Origin of the sequence: Nocardia sp. NPDC050406, assembly GCF_044459025.1 — a bacterium.
Lineage (GTDB): Bacteria > Actinomycetota > Actinomycetes > Mycobacteriales > Mycobacteriaceae > Nocardia.
Genome location: NZ_JBITIM010000001.1, coordinates 1,527,364 through 1,547,045, shown reverse-complemented (window position 1 = coordinate 1,547,045; position 19,682 = coordinate 1,527,364). Strand labels below are relative to the sequence as shown.

Below are 19,682 nucleotides of genomic sequence, written 5' to 3'. Positions count from 1 at the left end.
CACTGAGCAGTTGCCAATCGAGACGGCCGACATCGAAGAAACTAATCGGTCTTGTCGAGCTCGTCCCACCGAACGGGCAACCCGGCTCAGATCGTAGGGATATCGAAATACGCTGCGGGATCCAGTGTGTCGATGGGCGTCCAGCGCGCGGGCGGCACCTCCACCGGATCCTCGGCGGAGCCGCCCGTGCGGTAGCCGCGCAAATCCAGTGCGAGCCAGGGGTTCTCGTCCACCAGCCGGGCCAGCGTGTAGTAGGTGGCGAAGATGTGCAGGCACCGCTGGCTGCGGGCGCGGCAGGAGCAGTCGGCGCTGACCACCGTCGGCGCGAGCGTGACATCGGCGGCCCGCAGCGCGGCGTGCACCTCGTCGGCCAGGCTCAGCGCGTCGGCCGGAACGAGTTCGGCGATGGTGCGGACCTCGGCGGAGGTCAGGGGCGCGAACTCCAGGTAGGTCACCGAGGCCTCCGCGCCGCGATGTATGGTGGCCTTCACCACGGTGTTCTCGATCTCGGTGCGCACGCCGCCGTTGCGGGCGATGCTGCGGGCACGAGGCAGCAGCGGCTCCGGTTTGGTCACCGACATCGGTTCGGCCAGCCGCACCCAGTCCATACCCCAGACGGTGTACCCGAATTCGTTGTCGGCCATCTCAATTGCCTCGCTTCCGGCGCAGCAGTTCCATCAGGCGGTCGTCGTCGAGGCGGGCGAAGGCCGCCACCCCGGCGGTATCCGTCAGGTCGGTGAGCGCCGATTTCCGGTCGTGCATTCCGGCGATGTGCTCCTCGATGGTGGTACCCGAGGTCAGCGTGGTGACGGTGACGGTGCGGGTCTGCCCGATGCGGTGGGCCCGGTCGGAGGCCTGCGCCTCCACCGCCGGATTCCACCAGCGGTCGAAATGCAGCACATCGGCGGCGCGGGTGAGCGTCAGACCCGTACCCGCGGCCTTCAGGCTCAGGATCAATACCGGTGGGCCGTCGGGGGATTGGAAGCGCGTGACGATCTCCCCGCGCTCCTCGGCATTCAGCCCGCCGTGGAAGAACGGCGCGGTCACGCCCAATTCCTCGGCGCAGTAGCGCACCAACAGCTCCCCGGTGCGCCGGTACTGGGTGAACACCAGCGTGGGCGCGCCGACCTCCACATTGTTGGCGAGGATATCGGCGCACACATCGAATTTGCCGGAGCGCCCGAGCAATTCGTCGAACTCGCCGGTGATCAGCCCCGGATGGTTGCACACCTGCTTCAGCTCGGTGAGCACCGCCAACACCCGGGTGTGGCGCTGCGCGCCCGAACCGAAGCCCTCGGTCTCGGCGCGGTCGAGCAGCTGGTCGTAGAGCTTCTCCTGCTCGGCGGTCAGATCGCAGACGATATCGGTCTGGATCTTCGGCGGCAGCGAGGCCGCGACCTGGGCCTTGCGCCGCGCCATGAGCACCGGTTCGAGGGTGTCGCGCAGGCGCAGTACCGCCTCGGCCGAACCCTCGTGAATGGGCCGCACGAACCGCCGCCGGAACTGCGCCTTGTGCGTGAACTCCTGCGGCACCACGAGATTCAGCAGCGCCCACAGTTCGTCGAGGTGGTTCTCCACCGGCGTACCGGTCAGCGCCACCCGGGCGTCGGCGGTGATCGCCCGCGCCGCCTTGGACACCTGCGTGCGCGGATTCTTCAGCACCTGGGCCTCGTCGAACACCACACTGGCCCACCGCGATTCGCTCCGGCTATTTCGGACCGCAAGCGCCCGAGCGTGCCCGCGCAGGGTCGGATAGCCGGTGACGACCACCGTGCCGGTCCCGGTCTCGGGTAGCTCCCCGCCCCGCCACGCGACCGCCCGCAGACCGGGGGCGAATCGCTCGATCTCGTGCACCCAGTTGCCGACCAGTGAGGTGGGACACACCACCAGCTGCGGTCCGCGCTCGGAACGACCGAGCAGAAAGCCGATGGCCTGCACGGTCTTTCCCAGGCCCATCTCATCGGCCAGCACCGCGCCGCCGTGCGTCGCCACGGTCTCGTGCAGCCAGGTGATGCCGCGCGCCTGATACGGCCGCAGCTCGGCCTTCAGGGCCGACCGCAGCTCCCCGCTCAACGCCACGGTCTCGCGCAGTGTCCGCACCGCCCGCTCGGCGGTGACCACCGCCGTTCCGGCCGCGTTCGGCACCGCGTGCGCGGCCGCGGGCAGCGGACCCGGTGTCTCACCGAAGGCGGCGCGCCAGGCGGTCACCGACGCGGCGGCCCCCTTCGGCCGCAGCGCCGGGAACCGCTCGGGCTCGACCAACGCGCACTCGATATCGGTGACCGCGATCCCGTCCTCGGACGGCACGGCGAGCGCCACGGTCTCCTGTTCCCCGAGATCGCGCGGCGGCGCCCCGGGACCGTTTCGGGTCCATGTCCACAGGGCGAACATGTGTCGGTCCGGCAGGTAGGTGGCTTGGGTGGCGGACAGGGGACACCTCATTTCGGAAAAGTCAAGTTCGTGGGCCGAGACCACGACAGCGGGCGACCTGGTGGTCGCCCGCTGTCGGGTGTTCTGTTGGGAAGATTCAGTTGTCGAGCGGACCCCTCGCGTTTCACGAACCGCGAGGCGGAGGAGCTGTTTACAGCGCCGGTGCCGACTCCGTGTCGATCACGGCTTCGAGCTCACGAAGACGATCCATGTGCTCATTGGCGTGATGCTGGCAGAAGAGCAACTCTCCACCGGCGGGCAGGGTGGCGCGTACGCGTGCTCCTGCACCGCAGCGGTCGCAACGGTCGACCGCGGTCAGTGGGGTGCTAGTCAGGGTTCCTGGCATGACTCCTCCGTCCTGGCTCCGGGTGTTCGCACACCGTTCGCCTGGTGTGGGGCCCACGGACCTCTCCGTGGACTCTCTACCGCTACTTCCCAGCAGTGGTGATGACTACTTTGTCAGACGTTCGGGACGGGGTCTTTGTTCCCGAAGATGTTTCTTTGTGTTTTCGCTAACACGACCTGCGGTTTCGCTGAAAGCGAACATCCCAGGCCGATGCCCGCGAACCGCCGAAACCATCCTCGAGAACAGCCGATCCATTTGTCTTACGGGGAGACTACCCGGGGGCACCGACACTCACACTCTGATTGGATAACGGCCCGGACCCAGTAGCAAACCCGAGTAGCACGTGTTTCAGAACGGTCTCAGAACCAGCTCTCCACCATGTCGAGGGTGGTGCGGTCGCGCGAGTCGAGCAGATCGAACAGCGGTCCGGTGCGCGGCAACTCCCAGGCGTAGAAGTAGCGAGCGGCGGCGCGCTTGCCGAGGTGCATCGGCGTATCGCCGCGCGCGGCGAGGGCCTGTTCCAGCCAGATCCAGGCGATGACCACGTGCCCGACCGCTTCCAGGTACGCCGCGGAATTGGCCAGTGCCGTTTCGGGATTCATGTCCTGCCACAGCGTGGCGGTGGTGGCGGCCACGCGCCCGGCGGCTCGGTCGAGGGCGTCCGCGAAGCCGGTGAGCTCCTCGTCGGAGGTTTCGCGCGCGGTCCGAACCGTGGTGGCGATCACATCCAGGAGGCTGCCCAGGGCCGAGCCGCCGTCGGCGGTGACCGCGCGGCCCAGCAGATCGAGGCTCTGAATGCCGTGGGTGCCTTCGTGAATGGGGTTGAGCCGATTGTCGCGGTAGTGCTGCTCGACGTCGTAGTCGCGGGTGTAGCCCGCGCCGCCGAGCACCTGGATCGCGAGATCGTTGGCCTGCAGGCACCATTGGGACGGCCAGCTCTTGGCGATGGGGGTGAGGATGCGCAGCAGCGTCGCGGCGTGCTCGGCGTCGGTGCCGGTGCGCAGATCGTCGACGAGCTTCGCGCAGTAGAGCTGTAGCGCCAGCGCGCCCTCGGCATAGGCCTTCTGGGCCAGGAGCATTCGCCGGACGTCGGGGTGGCGGACAATGGGCACCTGCGCACCGTCACGGACGCCCTGGGGGCGGCCCTGCGGCCGATTGCGGGCGTAGTCCAGGGATTTCAGGTATCCGGTGTACCCGAGGGCGGTCGCGGCCAGGCCGACGCCCAGACGCGCCTCGTTCATCATCGAGAACATGTAGGCCAGACCGCGATTCGGCTCGCCGACCAGGTAGCCGACCGCGCCGGGCTGGCCGCCGGGCGTGAACCGGCCGTCGCCGAAGACGGGCGCGGTATTGACCGTGCCGCGCCAACCCATCTTGTGATTGATTCCGGCCAGCACCACGTCGTTGCGCTCGGCCGGATCGCCGTCGGCGGCGGGCAGGTACTTGGGCACAATGAACAGCGAGATGCCCCGGGTGCCCTCCGGTGCGCCGGGGACCCGGGCCAGCACCAGGTGCACGATATTGTCCGAAAGTTCGTGGTCCCCACCGGAAATCCACATCTTGCGGCCGAAGATCCGGTAGCTGCCGTCCTCCTGCGGCACCGCCTTGGTGGTGATGTCGGCGAGATTGGATCCGGCGTGCGGCTCCGACAGCGCCATGGTGCCGAAGTTGCGCCCGTCGAGCATGGGCTTCATGAACGTCTCGACCTGCTCCGGGCTGGCATGCGCGGCAAGCAGATTCGCATTGCCGACGGTGAGCAGCGCGTAGCCGGTGGTGCCCACATTGGCGGCGTGGAACCAGGACATGCAGGCGGTGAACACGGTGTAGGGCAGCTGCATGCCGCCCACCTCGTAATCCATTGCCGCGCCGACCAACCCGGCGTCGGCGAAGGCCCGCAGCGCCTCGCCGACGGCGGGGACGATATGCACCTTCTCGCCGTCGAAAGTGGGCTCGTGCAGGTCGTTTTCGCGATTGTGCGGCGCGAAGTACCGGGTCGCCAGCTCCTGGCTCAGCCGCAGCACCTGATCGAAGGTCTCCCGGGAGTGGTCGCCGTAGCGTTCCCGGGTCGTGAGCGACTCGACATGCAGCCAGTCGTAGAGCAGGAACTCGATATCGCGGGCCGACATGATGAGCGACGGATTCATGGCTCCCGGTCTATCAGAGACCGGGCTATCGTGGCAGCCGTGGCTACCGAACCGCTCGCGCACACCGGCCCGCTCGTTCACATCTGCGCCCGCGCGGACTGGGAGGCGGCCCGCGCGAGCGGCGAGTACCGCGCGCCGTCGCTGGCCGAGGTCGGATTCATCCATCTGTCCGCGCCCTATCAGGCGCACTATCCGGCCGATCGCCTCTTCCATGACCGTCAGGATCTGGTGCTGCTGTGGCTGGATCCGGCGCGGTTGGCGTATCCGGTGAAATGGGAGCCCGGCGTGCCGACCGATCCGGAATCGATGGCCTTCCCGCACCTCTACGGGCCGCTGCCGGTCGCCGCGGTCGTCGAGGTCACCGAGTTCACGCCGCGCGCGGACGGGTCGTTCGCGCCCTTGGCGGTGGAGTGATTCGACCTGACCTAATCTGGACAGCGTGAACGTCGACGTTACCGCGCTGCCCGGCATTGGTGTCCGGAAGGATTTCGAGTCCCGCAATGGACGCCGGATCGGGGTGGTGGTGCACCGCGACGGCGGTATCGACCTCATCGTGTCGCAACGCGACGACCCCGACGCCTGCCTGGCGCAGGTGCCGTTGACGACCGACGAGGCCGCGGTGCTGGCGAATCTGCTGGGCGCGCCGCAGCTGGTGGAGAGCCTGCGCGAGGATCACCGGGATCTGCCCGGCATCACCACGCGGCAGCTGCCCATCTCCACCAAATCGCCGTACCACGGGCGCATGCTCGGCGAGACCGGAATGCGTACCCGGACCAAGGCGTCCATTGTGGCGGTCATGCGCGCGGGGCAGCTGCATCCCTCGCCCGGACCGGATTTCGTGCTCGACTCCGGGGATCTGCTCGTCGTCGTCGGAACACCGCACGGTCTGGATGCCGCCGCGCGGGTCCTAGCCGACGGCTGAACGCGTGGATTCGACTGCGCTAGGCCTGGTCGAACTCGGCGCGATCTTGTTCGCGCTCGGCATGTTGGGACGGTTCGCCGGTAGATTCGGCATGTCGCCCATCCCGCTGTACCTGCTGGGCGGTCTCGCCTTCGGTACCGGCGGTGTCGTGGAGATGAAGGCCGCCGCCGAATTCGGCCACCTGGCTGGGGAAATCGGCGTCATCCTGCTACTTCTGCTGCTCGGGTTGGAGTACACCGCCGCGGAACTCGTGACTGGTATGCGAAGATCCTGGCTGGCGGGCCTGCTCGACATCGTCGCCAATGCCACCCCGGGCGTCTTGGTAGCGCTGTTCCTCGGTTGGGGTGCGGTGGGCGCGGTCACCATGGGTGGCGTCACCTATATCTCGTCCTCGGGCATTGTCGCGAAGGTGCTCAACGACCTTGGCCGACTGGGTAACCGCGAAACGCCGGTGATCCTGTCCATCCTGGTGTTCGAGGATCTGGCCATGGCGGTGTACCTGCCGATTCTCACCATGGTGCTGGCGGGGCTCAGCTTCGCCACCGGCCTGAAATCCCTCGCCATCGCGCTGACGGCCATCGCCGTCGTCCTCGTGGTGGCGCTGCGCTACGGCAGGTACGTCTCGGCCATCGTGGACAGCGAAGACCGAGAAGTGTTCCTGCTCAAGCTGCTCGGGGCCGCGTTGCTGGTCGCGGGTGCCGCCTCCGCGCTCAATGTCTCGGCGGCGGTGGGCGCGTTCCTCCTCGGTATCGCCATCTCCGGCTCGACGGCGCAGCAGGCGGCCAAGCTCCTGGAACCGCTGCGCGATCTGTTCGCGGCCATATTCTTCGTCGCCTTCGGGCTCAATACCGATCCGACGGCCATACCGCCGGTGCTCGGCTGGGCGGTGGCGCTGGCGATAGTGACCGCGCTGACCAAGATCGGCACCGGCTGGTGGGCGGCCCGGCGGCAGGGTATTCGTCGGATGGGCCGGGCCCGTGCCGGTGCGGCGCTGGTGGCGCGCGGCGAATTCTCCATTGTCATCGCGGGACTCGCGGTGAGCATGGGTGCGGTGGACGGCGAATTCGCGGCACTGGCCTCGGCCTATGTCCTACTGATGGCGATACTCGGTCCGGTCGCGGCCCGGCTCGTCGAGCCCCTGGTCGGTCTGGTCAAGCGCGACCGCCCCGCCGCCCCCGATCCCGTCGGACCCTGACCGGCCCAGCGCGCGTTCGATTCGCCGCGAGCCGAAGCTGGCCACCGCGCCGATCATGAGCCCGATCAGCAGGGCGAGGACGTGGCCGTAGTCGGTGAAGGTGCGCCCGTCCACCATGGCCGCCCCGTAGATCAGCACCAGCAGGGCCAGCCACGCCCAGCGCGGCCAGCCCCGCAGCCGGAACGTGAGCGCGGCGAGCACCGCCGAAATGCCGTAGCTGGGGCCGACATCCGAGGCCACCGCCACGCGCAGCGGGATGACGTGGCGGTCCACGGCATGCGCGATACCGGTGACGGTGATGAGCGTCGCCCCGATATGGCCGGAGGCGAAGACGAAGATCCAGCGCAGCGTGCCCAGCCAGCGTTCCGCGGCGGCCATCACCACCAGGAACACGATGATGAACTCCCACGGGAACGGGCCGTCCACCCAGAACGCCGAGGCCACCAGCACCTGGATCGGATCGCGGCGCATATTCGCCAGATTCGTGGAGGCCGAGAAGATCAGGCGGTCGCCGGTGAGCTCGCTTGCCCCGCGCAGCGTCCACCAGGTGACGAAGAGGGTGAAGGCGTAGGCGACGCTGGCGGGCGCGCCCGCCAGGTGGTCGCGGAGCGCGCGGCGCGCCCGGGCGAACCGGTGCGGGTGCCGCCACCAGTCGCGCAGGTGGCGCAGTTCGTCGTCGAGCCCGACGGTGCGGGTCCACGGCGAGTGGTACCAGCTGGGCGAGGGCGTCATGTCTGCGATTCTGCGCGACCTGCGGTGATCGTGCGCGTGGCGGGGCCGTAACGCGGCGTCATCCGGCCGGAAAGTCGTAGTTACACATCAGCAACATGCCTGCGGAGGATGTGAGAGGTCAGCCCACTGGGCGGATGACCAATCGATATGCGAGGAGTGCGGGTTACCGGTATGGCGACTGCGACACGGCCGACGGCGGGCGAGACCGCCGAGGACTATTTGGCCAAGAGAACCCTGCGCTCCGGATCGGCGGGCTGGCTGCTGCTGGCCGGACTCGGCGTCAGCTATGTGATCTCCGGGGACTACTCCGGCTGGAATTTCGGTCTGGCACAAGGTGGTTTCGGCGGGCTGCTGATCGCCACCGTGCTCATCGCGGGCATGTATCTGGCCATGGTGTTGGGCATGGCGGAACTCTCGGCGGCGCTGCCCGCGGCGGGCGGCGGCTACACCTTCGCGCGCCGGGCGCTGGGTCCGTGGGGCGGATTCGCCACGGGGGCGGCCATTCTCATCGAATACGCCATCGCGCCCGCGGCCATCGCGACGTTCATCGGCGGGTATGTGGAGTCGCTGGGGTTGTTCGGCATCACCGACGGGTGGTGGGTGTACCTGGCGGTGTACGCGGTCTTCATCGGTATTCATCTGACCGGTGCTGGCGAGGCACTCAAGGTGATGTGCGCGATCACCGTGATCGCGTTGCTGGGGCTGGTGATTTTCGCGGTATCGGCTTGGGGCAGTTTCGATCTGGGCAACCTCACCGATATCCCGGCCGATCCCGACGCGCTCGGCAGTTCGTCGTTCCTGCCGTTCGGGGCGTTCGGCATCTGGGCCGCGGTACCGTTCGCCATCTGGTTCTTCCTGGCCGTGGAGGGTGTGCCGCTGGCCGCCGAGGAGGCGCGCGAGCCCGAGAAGAATGTGCCCAAGGGCATTATCGCGGCCATGCTGGTGCTGCTGGTGACGGCCGGGGCGGTGCTGGTGCTCTCCACCGGAGCCCTTGGCGCGCAAGCCCTGTCGAGTTCGGGCAACCCGCTGGTGGAGGCGCTCGGTGACGGTCGCGCGGCGACGGTGGTGAACTACATCGGATTGGCGGGGCTGGTCGCCAGCTTCTTCTCCATCGTCTACGCCTATTCGCGCCAGACCTTCGCGCTCTCGCGGGCCGGATATCTACCGACGTCGTTGTCTGTCACCAACTCTCGCAAGGCTCCGGTGCTGGCGCTCGTCGTGCCCGGGGTGATCGGTTTCGGGCTGTCGCTGACCGGTGCGGGCGCGATGTTGTTGAATATGGCGGTCTTCGGGGCCGCGGTGAGTTACGTGCTCATGATGGTGAGCCATATCGTGCTGCGGGTGCGCGAGCCCGGTATGCGACGGCCGTACCGCACCCCCGGCGGTATCGCGACCACCGGATTAGCGCTGTTCGTCGCGTGTATCGCGGTGGTGGCCACCTTCCTGGTGGATCCGGTCGCCGCCGGATGGACCCTGGCCGCGTTCTGCGGGCTGCTGCTCTACTTCGGCCTCTACAGCCGTCACCGTCTGGTCGCCAGCTCCCCGGACGAGGAGTTCGCCGTGCTGGCGCGTGCCGAGGAGGAGCTCGAATGACGGTGTACCAGCAGCGCGTCGGCGGCGTGAGCTACCGCTTCGACGGGCTCGTGGACCTGCTCGCCAGGGCGACGCCCCGGCGCAGCGGCGACGAATTGGCCGGGTGCGCGGCACATTCGGATGCGGAGCGGGCGGCGGCGCAGTGGGCGCTGGCCGAGGTGCCGCTGGTGACGTTCCTGAACGATCCAGTGGTGCCCTACGAGAGCGACGAGGTGACCCGGGTCATAGTCGACAGCCACGATCGCCTTGCCTTCCAGGCGGTTTCGCATCTCACCGTGGGCGGATTGCGGGATTGGCTGTTGGAGGTCGCGGCTCGTGACGACGCGGCGGTGACCCTCGCGGCGGTGTCGCGTGGGCTCACCCCCGAGATGGTGGCCGCGGTGAGCAAGCTCATGCGCAATCAGGACCTCATCGCGGTGGCGCGGGCCGTCCAGGTGCGCGCGGGTTTTCGGACCACCGTCGGGCTGCCGGGCACCCTCGCCACGCGGTTGCAGCCCAACCATCCGACCGATGATCCGCGCGGGGTGGCGGCGGCCATTCTGGACGGGCTGCTGCTCGGCTGCGGCGATGCGGTGATCGGCATCAATCCCGCCACCGATTCGCCGCGGGCCACGGCGGATCTGCTGTACCTGCTCGACGAGGTGCGGCAGCGGTTCGACATTCCGACGCAGTCGTGTGTGCTCTCGCATGTCACCACGACGCTCGAACTCATCGAAGCGGGTGCGCCGGTGGACCTGGTGTTCCAGTCGGTGGCGGGGACCGAGGGCGCGAATTCCGCGTTCGGCGTGAACATCTCGCTGCTGCGCGAGGCCAATGCGGCGGGCAGGTCGCTGCGGCGCGGGACCGTCGGCGACAATGTCATGTGTCTGGAGACCGGGCAGGGGTCGGCGCTGTCGGCCGGTGCGCATCTGGGCACCGGCGGCAGGCCGGTGGATCAGCAGACCCTCGAGGCCCGCGCCTACGCCGTCGCGCGCGACCTGGATCCGTTGCTGGTGAACACCGTGGTCGGTTTCATCGGGCCCGAATACCTCTACGACGGTAAGCAGATCATCCGCGCCGGGCTCGAGGACCACTTCTGCGGGAAGCTGCTCGGCCTGCCCATGGGCGTGGACGTCTGCTACACCAACCACGCCGAGGCCGACCAGGACGATATGGACAATCTGCTGACGCTGCTCGGTGCGGCCGGATGCGCCTTCGTCATCGCCGTGCCGGGAGCCGACGACGTCATGCTCGGCTACCAGAGCCTCGCCTATCACGATGCGCTGTACGTGCGAAAGGTATTGGGGCTGCGGCCCGCTCCGGAATTCGAGGGATGGCTGGATCGGCTCGGCATGCTCGACGCGCACGGGCGGGTGCGGGCGGTCGAAGCGCTCGCGTCGCCGCTGCGCGCCCTGGCGAGTTGAGAGAGGTGGAGCGATGACAGCGATCGAGCCGGGTGCCGCGCCGGAAAGCGCTGCGGCGGAGGAATTCTGGGCCGTGCTGCGGCGTACTACGCAGGCGCGCGTAGGCCTCGGTCGGACAGGTGACGCGCTGCCCACCCGTCGGGTATTGGAATTCCGGGCCGCGCACGCGGCGGCCCGCGATGCCGTGCACACTCCGCTCGATGTCGGGGAGTTCGGCGCGCGGGTGGCCGAGGTCGGGTTGGGAACGCCGGTGCACGTGCGCAGTCGGGCGGCGGACCGCTCGGAGTATCTGCGTCGCCCCGATCTGGGACGGTTGCCCGCCGAGTCGGAATCCGCCGTCGGAGAGGGACTTTCGACTGTTCCGGCGACCAGCGCGGATATCGGATTCGTACTGGCCGACGGACTCTCGCCGCGTGCCCTGGCCGATCACGGCGTACCGATGCTGCGGGCATTGGTGGCGGCGCTGGGGGAGCGGTACACGCTCGCACCGCCGGTCATAGCCAGTCAGGCGCGTGTCGCGCTCGGTGACCACATCGGCGAAGCCCTCGGCGTGACAACGCTGCTCGTGCTCATCGGGGAGCGGCCCGGCCTGTCGGTCGCCGACAGCCTGGGCATCTACCTGACGCATCGACCCCGGCCCGGTCGTGTCGACGCTGAACGCAACTGCATCTCGAATATCCACCCGCCGGAAGGGCTCGGCTACGATCGCGCCGCCCGGGTCGCGGTCGGGTTGGTCGACGATGCCCGACGCCTCGGCCGGTCGGGTGTGGACTTGAAGGACACCGTGGGCGATGCCGCGATGATATCCAGCGCGCGGGTCGTCGAAGTGGGGTAGACGGCACGGTGCCCCGCCACCCAGGGGAGCGGGGCACCGTTGTCGGCCTTGTGAATTCAGAACGCCGCGAGGACGCACGCGCCGAGGAACACCGCCTGAACCACGGTGCGTGCCGGAAGCGGCATGGTCTTGATACCGCCGCCCGCCCGCGCGGCCCGGATATTGGCCGGGAACATGACCAGCAGCAGCACCGCCAGGCAGATCGCGGCGACCGGAGCCACCGGCGGAATCAAAAGACCGATGGCACCGGCGATTTCGAGAACGCCGGTCAACGTCACCATGGCGGCCGCGTTCGGGAAGCTCGGCGGGACCATGCGAATGAGCTGTTCGCGCTTGGGATTCAGGAAATGCGCGCTGGCAGTGAGCGCGAACATGACGGCCAGACCGATCCGGGCCGCATGCGGCCACGAATCGAGCCAGGCCACACCCAGCCACCCCGCGAGACGGGCCGATCCGGTGACGACGATGAGGGCGATGAGTGGTGCCATCGGGGGCTCCTGACGGTGCGCGGTGAAACTTGACACTGGCTAGATTAGGGTTCACCTGGAAACTTGTCAATGTCTAGATTCGCGGGCAGGATGGTGGCGTGACCAAGAGCGGATACCACCATGGCGACCTGCGAGCCACCCTGTTGCGGGCCACCGCCGACCAGATCGCCGCCGAGGGCGTGGACGCGGTCTCTTTGCGCGCCTTGGCGCAGCGGGTGGGCGTCTCCCATGCCGCGCCCGCCCATCACTTCGGCAATCGGCAGGGGTTGCTGACCGAACTCGCCATCGAGGGCTTCGGTCTGCTGGCCGACGAACTGCGCGCCGCCGCAGGCGATTTCCGAGCCGTGGCCCTCGCCTACATCGGATTCGCGCGCGAATATCCGGGGCATTTCGACGTCATGTTTCGATCCGATCTGCTGCGCTCCGACGATGAGCGGCTGGCCGCCGCCCGCCGCACCTCGGGCGCGGAATTGCGTTCCGGCGTCACGGGATTGGGTCTCGATCCGACGGCGGGCCGGGCCGCCCAGCTGGCCGCGTGGTCGCTGGTGCACGGGTTCGCGTCGCTGTGGCGCGAGGGCGCGCTGGACGGTTCGGAGCTCGGCGGCGACGATCCGGAGGCGCTGGCCAGGGATATGGTCGCCGCCGTCGAATTCGTCGGTGCGCGAACGGATTCCGCCTGAGCCATCGATCGCTGCGCATCGAGCCGCTCGGTGCGGTCAGCCCATCGAGTTGGGGCGCAGATCCAGGCGGCGCATGACCCGATCCACCACATCCGGCGGCACGCCAGGTTCCCGCCGTGCCGCCAGGGCCTCGGCGCGTCCGGCATCGACGACCTCGTTGGTGACGCGGCGCATGGTCTTGGTGAGTTTCAGGGTGCGGTCGGTGGTGAGGCGGGCGTTCTCGTCCGCCGCCTCCGGGTCGGCCTGGGCGAGCCGGTGCTCGAAGGTGTCGCGCAGGCGGTGGTAGACCTCGTCGGGTAGATCCTCGGTGGTCGAGAGTTGTTTCAGCCGAGCCAATTCGGCATTGAGCACCCGGGTCCACAGCTGCCGTTCGAGCTGACGCTCGTCCTCGGTATTGGCGTGCACCCCGGTCGCGCGCACCACCGAGGGCAGCGTCGGGCCCTGCAGCAGCAGGGTGAACAGCACCACGGCGAAAGCGGTGAACAGTATCTCGGTGCGGCCGGGGAACGCCGCGCCGCTGTCGGTGGTGAGCGGCACGGCCAGAGCCAGTGCGACGGTGGCGACTCCGCGCATACCGGCCCACCAGGTCACCACCGTCTCGCGCCAGGTGTAGGGCTCGTCCGCGTCCCGCCTGCGCCACCAACCCCGGAAGGTGAACGTGGTGGCCAGCAGCCAGACCAGGCGCAGACCCACCACGACCGCCACCACGGCGGCCGCGCCACCGAGAAAACGGCCCCAGTCCGGGCCGGTGGCTCCCAGCACGGTGCTCAGCTCCAGGCCGATGAGGCCGAAAGCGAAACCGGTGACCAGCATTTCGGTGATCTCCCAGAAGGAGTCGCCCACGATCCGGTAGGAGCTGTCGCTGAAATCCGTTGCGGCATCGGTCAGATACAGCGCGCACACCAACACCGCGAGCACCCCGGAGCCGCCGCGGGCGTCGGCGATCCCGTAGGCGGCGAAGGGCAGCAGCAGGGCCAGCGCCACCTGCCAGGTGGCCTCGTCGAGGCGCTTCATGATGTTGCTGCCCGCCCAACCGAGGAACAGGCCCACCGCGATCGCGACCAGGGCCGACAGCAGGAAGTCCAGGGCGACATGCCAGGCCGAGAAGGTGCCGGTGACCACGGTCTGGATCGCCACGGTGTAGATGACGATGGCGGTGACGTCGTTGAACAGGCCCTCACCCTCGAGCACCGCCACCAGGCGACGCGGGAGCCCGAGCTTTCCGGCCAGCGCCGACACCGCCACCGGATCGGGCGGGGCGACCAACGCGCCCAACGCGATGGCCGCGCCGATCGGCACGTCCGGGTAGAACCGGTGAAAGACCCAGGCCACGGCCACGGTGGTCACGATGACCAGCACCACCGCCCGCATGGTGATGGCTCCCCAGTTCTCGGCGAACTGCCGCCACGAGGTGCGCCGCGCCGAGGCGTAGAGCAGGGGCGGAAGAACCAGCGGCAGGATGAGCTCGGGATCGATGTGGATCTCCGGCACCGCCGGAATGAGCGCCAGCACACATCCGAAGGCGGTCATGAGAACAGCGGGAGCCTGCCCTATTCGCTTGCCCAGCGGCTGCGCCAGGATGGTCGCGAACAGGACCAGGAAGATCAACTCCAGCTGGTGATGCACCTCAGCCAGTTTGCTGACAATGCGCTGATTTGTCGAACAGCCACGCGCGGGGGAGCGGGGCTACCTGCGACTCCACTGGTCGTCGCGCTGGCCGCTCGATTGCCAGTGGCTCTCGGGGCGCGGCGGCCATTCGCTCTGCGGGCGCGGCCGCCAGGAGGGTTGCGGGGATTGCCAGGCCGGGGTCGGCGCGGCCACCGGCTGCGGTTGCCGTCCGGGATCCACCGCCGTCGGGGCGAGGGACCACGAGGCGGTTTTGGCGACCGGCAGCGGCTCCGGCTTGCTGCGCTCGTCCACCTCGGTCAAGCCCACGTGAATGAGCAACACCATGGTGACCATCGATACCGAGATCATCAGCGGGGCAAGCAATTCCATCGCACCCGCGCCCGCGGGCAGGGTCGGCTGCGCGGCGTGGTGCGCGCTCATCGACGCCATCCCGGTGTAATGCATGCCGCAGACCGCCACGCCCATGATGAGTGCGGCCGCGCCGGTCGCGAGAATCCCGTTGACGTGCAGGGTGAACCACAGTGCCGCCGTCGCCGCCACCACCGCGATCAACATGGACAGCGCCACGATGCCCGGGTCGTATTCGACGATCGCATCGGATTTCATGGCGTACATGCCCGAGTAGTGCATGGCCCCGACGCCGAGCCCCGTCACCGAGCCTCCGGCGGGCAATTCCCAGCCGCCCCACCGCCCGCGCGCCACGATCGACAGCCCCAGCCACACCACCGTCATGGCGATCACCGCGCTCAACAGCGTGATCGGCACGTTGTACCGAATACTGGCCCCCCGAATCGAAAACCCGAGCATGGCAATGAAATGCATGACCCAGATCCCCGTGCCGCCGATCGCCACCGCCGCCGAGATCAACCACCCCCGCTGCCCCTCCCCGGCCCGCGCCCGCGCCGTACACCGCAACCCGAGCAGCGACCCGGTGACGGACATGACGTAGGCCAACACCGGCGTGACCCACCCATAGGTGAAGTGGTGAATTTCCAGCACTCGAACCCCTTGCCAGAACACGTTTTTCGCGCCCCGACCGGCCGCGATCGAGCGAACCCTACAGTCCGCCAACACCAATGCGCAATTGATAGGGCAAGTTTCCTCGAAAATATTTCCGGCTGGGTGTAACCATCGTGTTGCGCTGTGGCCCAAGGGATTACCGCTGCAACGCAACCGTCAGCGCCATGGTTGCGACGGCAGTGATGCGAAACCCGTTCGCGGCGGTACTGTTCGACTCCGAAGGAACCGGCGACACAACGGCCGGAACGGGAGAGATGGGGAAGATCCCACAGTGGATTTCAGCAAGAACACCGATGCGACCAGCGGCCAGTACGAGCCGTATCCGATGACCAATCACGATGCCCACATGCCGCCGGTGCCACCGCCAGGCTACGACCCCTACGGCTACCAGCCCTACGCCCAACCCCCGACCCACCCCACCACAATGCCCGGCCCCGTCCGAGCCGCCCAGATCATCTCCTGGCTGTTCGGCGGCACAGGCCTCGCCCTGGCGATACTGGCCGCCGCACTGGGCAAATACGAACTCTGCGGCATGCTCGTCGCAGGCTTCCTCCCCGCCTTCTTCCTAGCCCTGTTCGCCTTCGCCTACAGCGTGAACGGAAACGGCCTCCGGGTCGCTTCCATCATCTTCGCGAGCATCGGCATCCTGTGGGGCCTCAGCGGCATGTCCCAACAAATGCCCCCGGGCCTGCTGGGTTTCGCCGCCAGCCTGGCAATTGTCATCCTGCTCGCGCAGGGCAGTGCGGGAGCGTGGTTCAAGCGGCCGCAGTGAGTGCCGATTTGGCCTAACCGGTCGAAATTCGATGCGACACGACAATATTCGGCACCTGGCATCGATTTTCGACCGCTCAGCTCACACAACAAGGGCCGCCGAGCACCAGCTCGGCGGCCCTTGTCGAAAACACTTAATCCAGGTAGTCCCGCAAAACCTGCGACCGGCTCGGGTGCCGGAGCTTGCTCATGGTCTTCGATTCGATCTGGCGGATGCGTTCACGGGTGACGCCGTAGACCTGGCCGATCTCGTCGAGGGTGCGGGGCTGGCCGTCGGTGAGGCCGAAGCGGAGGCGGACTACGCCTGCTTCGCGCTCGGAGAGGGTCTCGAGGACGGACTGGAGTTGGTCCTGCAACAGGGTGAAGCTGACCGCGTCCACCGCGACCACGGCTTCGGAGTCCTCGATGAAATCGCCGAGTTGGGAATCGCCCTCGTCGCCGATGGTCTGGTCCAGCGAGATGGGCTCGCGGGCGTACTGCTGGATCTCCAGGACCTTCTCGGGGGTGATGTCCATTTCCTTGGCGAGCTCCTCGGGGGTGGGCTCGCGGCCCAGGTCCTGGAGGAGTTCGCGCTGGATACGGCCGAGCTTGTTGATGACCTCGACCATGTGCACGGGGATGCGGATGGTGCGGGCCTGGTCGGCCATGGCGCGGGTGATGGCCTGTCGAATCCACCAGGTGGCGTACGTGGAGAACTTGTAGCCCTTGGTGTAGTCGAACTTCTCGACGGCGCGGATCAGACCGAGATTGCCTTCCTGGATGAGGTCCAGGAACGCCATGCCACGGCCGGTGTAGCGCTTGGCGAGCGAGACGACCAGTCGGAGGTTGGCCTCCAGCAGGTGGTTCTTGGCCCGGTTGCCGTCGCGCATGATCCACTGCAGATCGCGGCGCGACTGCACCGGCAGCTTCTCACCCTTGTCGGCGAACTCGCGCAGCTTCTCGGTGGCGTAGAGCCCCGCCTCGATGCGCTTGGCGAGCTCCACCTCCTCCTCGGCATTGAGCAGCGCGACCTTGCCGATCTGCTTGAGGTAGGCGCGCACCGAGTCGGCCGAAGCGGTCAGCTCGGCATCCTTGCGCGCCTGGCGCAGGGCCTCGGATTCCTCCTCGTCCCAGACGAAGTCGCCGGACGCCTTGTCCTTGGCGGTCGGCTCGTCGGCCTCCTCGGCTTCCGCCTCGGGAGCGACGGCCTCCTCCTCGTCGTCCTCGACCTCGATCTCCTCGTCGCCGAGATCGCTCTCGTCGACCTCGAGATCACCCAGATCGTCGATTTCCAGCGATTCGTCTTCGACGGTCTCGTCGACCTCGACGCCCTCGGCGCCTTCGGCCTTCTTGGAGGCAGCCTTCTTGGCTCCGGCCTTCTTCGCCGGGGCCTTCTTGGCGGCGGTCTTCTTGGCGGCCGCCTTCTTGGCAGCGGCCTTCTTGGCCGGGGCCTTCTTCGCGGCAGCCTTCTTGACCGGCCGTGCTGCGGTGGTGTCTGCGGAGTCGGCAGCGTCGGCCGATTCGGCGGTCTCTCGGGTATTCGTGGCTACCACGTACGCCCTTTCGTGACGGTCTCGTGCGGCGTCACGCCAGAGTGGTGATCCGGCGGAGCGGTTCGGTCGGGGGGTACCGGCAATCGCCGGGTTGGTTTTCCGGCTCACCGCCGGGCTTGTTCCATTGTAACGATCGAACCAGCCTGCTTACGGTGCGATACCGGCTTCGACGGCCATGGCGGCTCCGACGATGCCCGCGGTGTTCTTCAAATGGGCCGCCACCACCGGAGTTCTGTTGGTGAGCAACGGGATCCACTGCTCGTGGTCACGGCTGATGCCGCCGCCCACCACGAACACGTTCGGCCAGAACAGGTTTTCCAGCGTGATCAGGACTTTGCTGACCTCGGCCGCCCACTCCGGATAGGTCAGCCCGTCCCGGTCCTTGATGGACGCGGCGGCGCGGTGCTCGGCCTCGCAGCCGTCCACCTCGAGGTGCCCGAGCTCGGTGTTGGGCATCAACACGCCGTGGTACATCACAGCCGAACCGATACCGGTTCCGAAGGTGAGCAGTATTACCTGACCGGTGAGATCCTTTGCCGCGCCGTAATGATCCTCGGCGAGTCCCGCCGCGTCGGCGTCGTTGAGCACGGTCACCTTGCGACCGCCGAGCGCCACCGAGAACAACGCGCGGGCATCGGTGCCGATCCAGGATTTGTCGATATTCGCGGCGCTGCGGGCCACCCCGTCGATCACCACGCTGGGCAGCGTGACACCGACCGGCCCTTCCCATCCGGCTTGGGCCACCAGCTTCGCCACCGCCTCCGCCACCGCGTGCGGCGTCGACGGATGCGGGGTCGGAATCTTTATCCGCTCGTGCACCAGCTCGCCGGTGGCGAGATCCACAGCCGCGCCCTTCACGCCACTGCCACCGATATCGATACCGAATGCTTGCCCCCGAGCGGACATGACGACTCCTCGTTCTCTCCCATACCTGGCGCATGAGCTGTGTCGTGCACGACAAGCCTAATGCGCGTTCCGTCGGATCTATGTTGCGATGGACTCGTGCCGGACTCCTATTTCACTTCGACCGCATCGAACACCACCAACCCCGCCGACGAGGCCGATATCGCCGAACTTCGTCGTGTCGCGGTCCATCTGGCCGAGACCGCGGCCGCGCACGTCCGCGCCCGCCGCCCCGAGGTCTTCGGCCCCGACGCGCGCGAGACCGACGCGGTACAGGCCAAGAGCACACCCACCGATCCGGTCACGGTGGTCGACACCGAGACCGAACAACTCATCCGCAAGCTACTCGACGAACTGCGCCCCGGCGACCGCGTGGTCGGCGAGGAGGGCGGCGGCGCACTCGACGGCGACGCCGTGCACTGGGTGCTCGACCCCATCGACGGCACCGTGAACTTCCTCTACGGCATCCCGGCCTACGCGGTCTCGGTGGCCGCCATGCGCGACGGACGCTCGCTCGCGGGCGCGGTGGCCGATGTGGCGCACGGGGTGATCTACAGCGCCGGATTGGGTCAGGGCGCGCACCGCGTCCAGCCGGGTGCCGAGCCGATTCCGTTGCGCTGCAACGAGGTGGACACCGCCGCCATGTCGCTGGTGGCCACCGGCTTCGCCTACAACCAGCGGCGCCGCACCCGGCAGGGGCAGCTCATCGCCGAACTGTTGCCGCATATTCGCGATATTCGGCGTGTCGGCGCGGCGGCGCTGGATCTGTGCATGGTGGCCGAGGGCCGGGTGGACGCCCACTACGAGCACGGCCTGAACCTGTGGGACTGGGCGGCCGGTGCGCTCATCGCGGCGGAAGCCGGTGCGCGCCTGCGTCTTCCGGCCCCGGAGACCTCCGGTGCGGCGGGCGCGCTGGTGGTCGCCGCCGCGCCCGGCGTCGCGGACGAACTGTTCGGTCTGCTGGAACGGCTGGGCGCGACCGCCGACATCCCCGAGAACTGAACTCCGGCAATACGATTCGATAACGGTCCGGAAATGCGTGCGAGGCTGTGAACCCCG

19 protein-coding genes are annotated in these 19,682 nt (G+C 68.0%); 9 read left to right on the top strand and 10 right to left on the bottom strand.

The window, feature by feature from the left end; all coding sequences use genetic code 11:
* Window positions 1-86 precede the first annotated feature (86 nt).
* The 4 genes from ACIBH2_RS07430 to ACIBH2_RS07415 all read right to left on the bottom strand — a co-directional run bounded on the left by ACIBH2_RS07430 (window position 87) and on the right by ACIBH2_RS07415 (window position 4,920).
* Window positions 87-644 (bottom strand): hypothetical protein, encoded by a 558-nt coding sequence (locus ACIBH2_RS07430; protein WP_397114471.1) that lies wholly within the window; start codon window positions 642-644, stop codon window positions 87-89.
* A 1-nt stretch (window position 645) separates the two neighbouring features.
* Entirely contained in the window at window positions 646-2,391 is a 1,746-nt protein-coding gene (locus tag ACIBH2_RS07425; RefSeq protein ID WP_397116872.1) for a DEAD/DEAH box helicase, read from the bottom strand.
* Between the two features lie 190 nt (window positions 2,392-2,581).
* Window positions 2,582-2,776 (bottom strand): hypothetical protein, encoded by a 195-nt coding sequence (locus tag ACIBH2_RS07420; protein ID WP_231084934.1) that lies wholly within the window; start codon window positions 2,774-2,776, stop codon window positions 2,582-2,584.
* A 359-nt stretch (window positions 2,777-3,135) separates the two neighbouring features.
* The gene (locus tag ACIBH2_RS07415; RefSeq protein WP_397114468.1) at window positions 3,136-4,920 is read right to left on the bottom strand and encodes an acyl-CoA dehydrogenase; all 1,785 of its coding nucleotides are present in this window, start codon (window positions 4,918-4,920) and stop codon (window positions 3,136-3,138) included.
* 39 nt (window positions 4,921-4,959) lie between these two features.
* Here ACIBH2_RS07415 and ACIBH2_RS07410 point away from each other — a divergent pair, with 39 nt between their 5' ends.
* Genes ACIBH2_RS07410 through ACIBH2_RS07400 form a run of 3 tightly spaced genes read left to right on the top strand, consistent with a single transcriptional unit; the run spans window position 4,960 to window position 7,037 of the window.
* Complete coding sequence (locus tag ACIBH2_RS07410) at window positions 4,960-5,334, top strand: DUF952 domain-containing protein (RefSeq protein ID WP_397114466.1); 375 nt, start codon at window positions 4,960-4,962, stop codon at window positions 5,332-5,334.
* Between the two features lie 25 nt (window positions 5,335-5,359).
* Window positions 5,360-5,842 carry a cation:proton antiporter regulatory subunit gene (locus tag ACIBH2_RS07405; protein ID WP_397114464.1) on the top strand — a complete coding sequence of 161 codons (483 nt, stop codon included), beginning with the start codon at window positions 5,360-5,362 and terminating at the stop codon, window positions 5,840-5,842.
* A gap of 4 nt (window positions 5,843-5,846) precedes the next feature.
* Window positions 5,847-7,037, top strand: a complete 1,191-nt coding sequence (locus ACIBH2_RS07400) for a cation:proton antiporter (RefSeq protein ID WP_397114462.1) — start codon at window positions 5,847-5,849, stop codon at window positions 7,035-7,037.
* On the opposite strand, the gene ACIBH2_RS07395 is transcribed toward ACIBH2_RS07400, so the two are convergent.
* On the bottom strand, window positions 6,933-7,769 hold the full coding sequence (locus tag ACIBH2_RS07395; RefSeq protein WP_397114460.1) for a rhomboid-like protein: 837 nt from the start codon (window positions 7,767-7,769) through the stop codon (window positions 6,933-6,935). The genes ACIBH2_RS07400 and ACIBH2_RS07395 overlap by 105 nt on opposite strands.
* A gap of 171 nt (window positions 7,770-7,940) precedes the next feature.
* Between ACIBH2_RS07395 and eat the strand changes: the two genes are divergently transcribed.
* Genes eat through eutC form a run of 3 tightly spaced genes read left to right on the top strand, consistent with a single transcriptional unit; the run spans window position 7,941 to window position 11,600 of the window.
* On the top strand, window positions 7,941-9,362 hold the full coding sequence (gene eat / locus ACIBH2_RS07390) for an ethanolamine permease (protein WP_397114458.1): 1,422 nt from the start codon (window positions 7,941-7,943) through the stop codon (window positions 9,360-9,362).
* Window positions 9,359-10,765, top strand: coding sequence for an ethanolamine ammonia-lyase subunit EutB (locus ACIBH2_RS07385; RefSeq protein ID WP_397114456.1), 1,407 nt, complete (start codon window positions 9,359-9,361; stop codon window positions 10,763-10,765). The genes eat and ACIBH2_RS07385 overlap by 4 nt, the downstream gene beginning before the upstream one ends.
* 13 nt (window positions 10,766-10,778) lie before the next feature.
* Complete coding sequence (gene eutC / locus ACIBH2_RS07380; protein ID WP_397114454.1) at window positions 10,779-11,600, top strand: ethanolamine ammonia-lyase subunit EutC; 822 nt, start codon at window positions 10,779-10,781, stop codon at window positions 11,598-11,600.
* 56 nt (window positions 11,601-11,656) lie between these two features.
* Here eutC and ACIBH2_RS07375 read toward each other — a convergent pair whose 3' ends face one another.
* Window positions 11,657-12,088, bottom strand: a complete 432-nt coding sequence (locus ACIBH2_RS07375) for a DoxX family protein (RefSeq protein ID WP_397114452.1) — start codon at window positions 12,086-12,088, stop codon at window positions 11,657-11,659.
* A 98-nt stretch (window positions 12,089-12,186) separates the two neighbouring features.
* Here ACIBH2_RS07375 and ACIBH2_RS07370 point away from each other — a divergent pair, with 98 nt between their 5' ends.
* Window positions 12,187-12,768 carry a TetR/AcrR family transcriptional regulator gene (locus ACIBH2_RS07370; protein ID WP_397114450.1) on the top strand — a complete coding sequence of 194 codons (582 nt, stop codon included), beginning with the start codon at window positions 12,187-12,189 and terminating at the stop codon, window positions 12,766-12,768.
* 36 nt (window positions 12,769-12,804) lie between these two features.
* Here ACIBH2_RS07370 and ACIBH2_RS07365 read toward each other — a convergent pair whose 3' ends face one another.
* Together ACIBH2_RS07365 and ACIBH2_RS07360 are read right to left on the bottom strand one after the other, a co-directional pair.
* Window positions 12,805-14,394, bottom strand: coding sequence for a Na+/H+ antiporter (locus tag ACIBH2_RS07365; protein ID WP_397114448.1), 1,590 nt, complete (start codon window positions 14,392-14,394; stop codon window positions 12,805-12,807).
* Between the two features lie 60 nt (window positions 14,395-14,454).
* Window positions 14,455-15,396 carry an MHYT domain-containing protein gene (locus ACIBH2_RS07360; RefSeq protein ID WP_397114446.1) on the bottom strand — a complete coding sequence of 314 codons (942 nt, stop codon included), beginning with the start codon at window positions 15,394-15,396 and terminating at the stop codon, window positions 14,455-14,457.
* A gap of 292 nt (window positions 15,397-15,688) precedes the next feature.
* On the opposite strand from ACIBH2_RS07360, the gene ACIBH2_RS07355 reads away from it, so the two are divergent.
* A complete protein-coding gene (locus ACIBH2_RS07355) occupies window positions 15,689-16,189 on the top strand; it encodes a hypothetical protein (protein ID WP_397114444.1) in 501 nt (166 codons plus the stop codon).
* A gap of 133 nt (window positions 16,190-16,322) precedes the next feature.
* Here ACIBH2_RS07355 and ACIBH2_RS07350 read toward each other — a convergent pair whose 3' ends face one another.
* Window positions 16,323-17,720: an RNA polymerase sigma factor gene (locus ACIBH2_RS07350; RefSeq protein WP_397114442.1), complete on the bottom strand. Its 1,398-nt coding sequence runs from the start codon at window positions 17,718-17,720 to the stop codon at window positions 16,323-16,325.
* 147 nt (window positions 17,721-17,867) lie between these two features.
* Complete coding sequence (ppgK, locus tag ACIBH2_RS07345) at window positions 17,868-18,626, bottom strand: polyphosphate--glucose phosphotransferase (RefSeq protein WP_397114440.1); 759 nt, start codon at window positions 18,624-18,626, stop codon at window positions 17,868-17,870.
* A 60-nt stretch (window positions 18,627-18,686) separates the two neighbouring features.
* Here ppgK and ACIBH2_RS07340 point away from each other — a divergent pair, with 60 nt between their 5' ends.
* Complete coding sequence (locus ACIBH2_RS07340; protein WP_397114438.1) at window positions 18,687-19,625, top strand: inositol monophosphatase family protein; 939 nt, start codon at window positions 18,687-18,689, stop codon at window positions 19,623-19,625.
* Window positions 19,626-19,682 lie beyond the last annotated feature (57 nt).

Coding starts and splice junctions, on each gene's coding strand:
- ACIBH2_RS07430 (WP_397114471.1), bottom strand. CDS start 644: ATGGCCGACAACGAATTCGGGTACACCGTCTGGGGTATGGACTGGGTG.
- ACIBH2_RS07425 (WP_397116872.1), bottom strand. CDS start 2,391: ATGTTCGCCCTGTGGACATGGACCCGAAACGGTCCCGGGGCGCCGCCG.
- ACIBH2_RS07420 (WP_231084934.1), bottom strand. CDS start 2,776: ATGCCAGGAACCCTGACTAGCACCCCACTGACCGCGGTCGACCGTTGC.
- ACIBH2_RS07415 (WP_397114468.1), bottom strand. CDS start 4,920: ATGAATCCGTCGCTCATCATGTCGGCCCGCGATATCGAGTTCCTGCTC.
- ACIBH2_RS07395 (WP_397114460.1), bottom strand. CDS start 7,769: ATGACGCCCTCGCCCAGCTGGTACCACTCGCCGTGGACCCGCACCGTC.
- eat (WP_397114458.1), top strand. CDS start 7,941: ATGGCGACTGCGACACGGCCGACGGCGGGCGAGACCGCCGAGGACTAT.
- ACIBH2_RS07385 (WP_397114456.1), top strand. CDS start 9,359: ATGACGGTGTACCAGCAGCGCGTCGGCGGCGTGAGCTACCGCTTCGAC.
- eutC (WP_397114454.1), top strand. CDS start 10,779: ATGACAGCGATCGAGCCGGGTGCCGCGCCGGAAAGCGCTGCGGCGGAG.
- ACIBH2_RS07375 (WP_397114452.1), bottom strand. CDS start 12,088: ATGGCACCACTCATCGCCCTCATCGTCGTCACCGGATCGGCCCGTCTC.
- ppgK (WP_397114440.1), bottom strand. CDS start 18,626: ATGTCCGCTCGGGGGCAAGCATTCGGTATCGATATCGGTGGCAGTGGC.
- ACIBH2_RS07340 (WP_397114438.1), top strand. CDS start 18,687: ATGCGCGTTCCGTCGGATCTATGTTGCGATGGACTCGTGCCGGACTCC.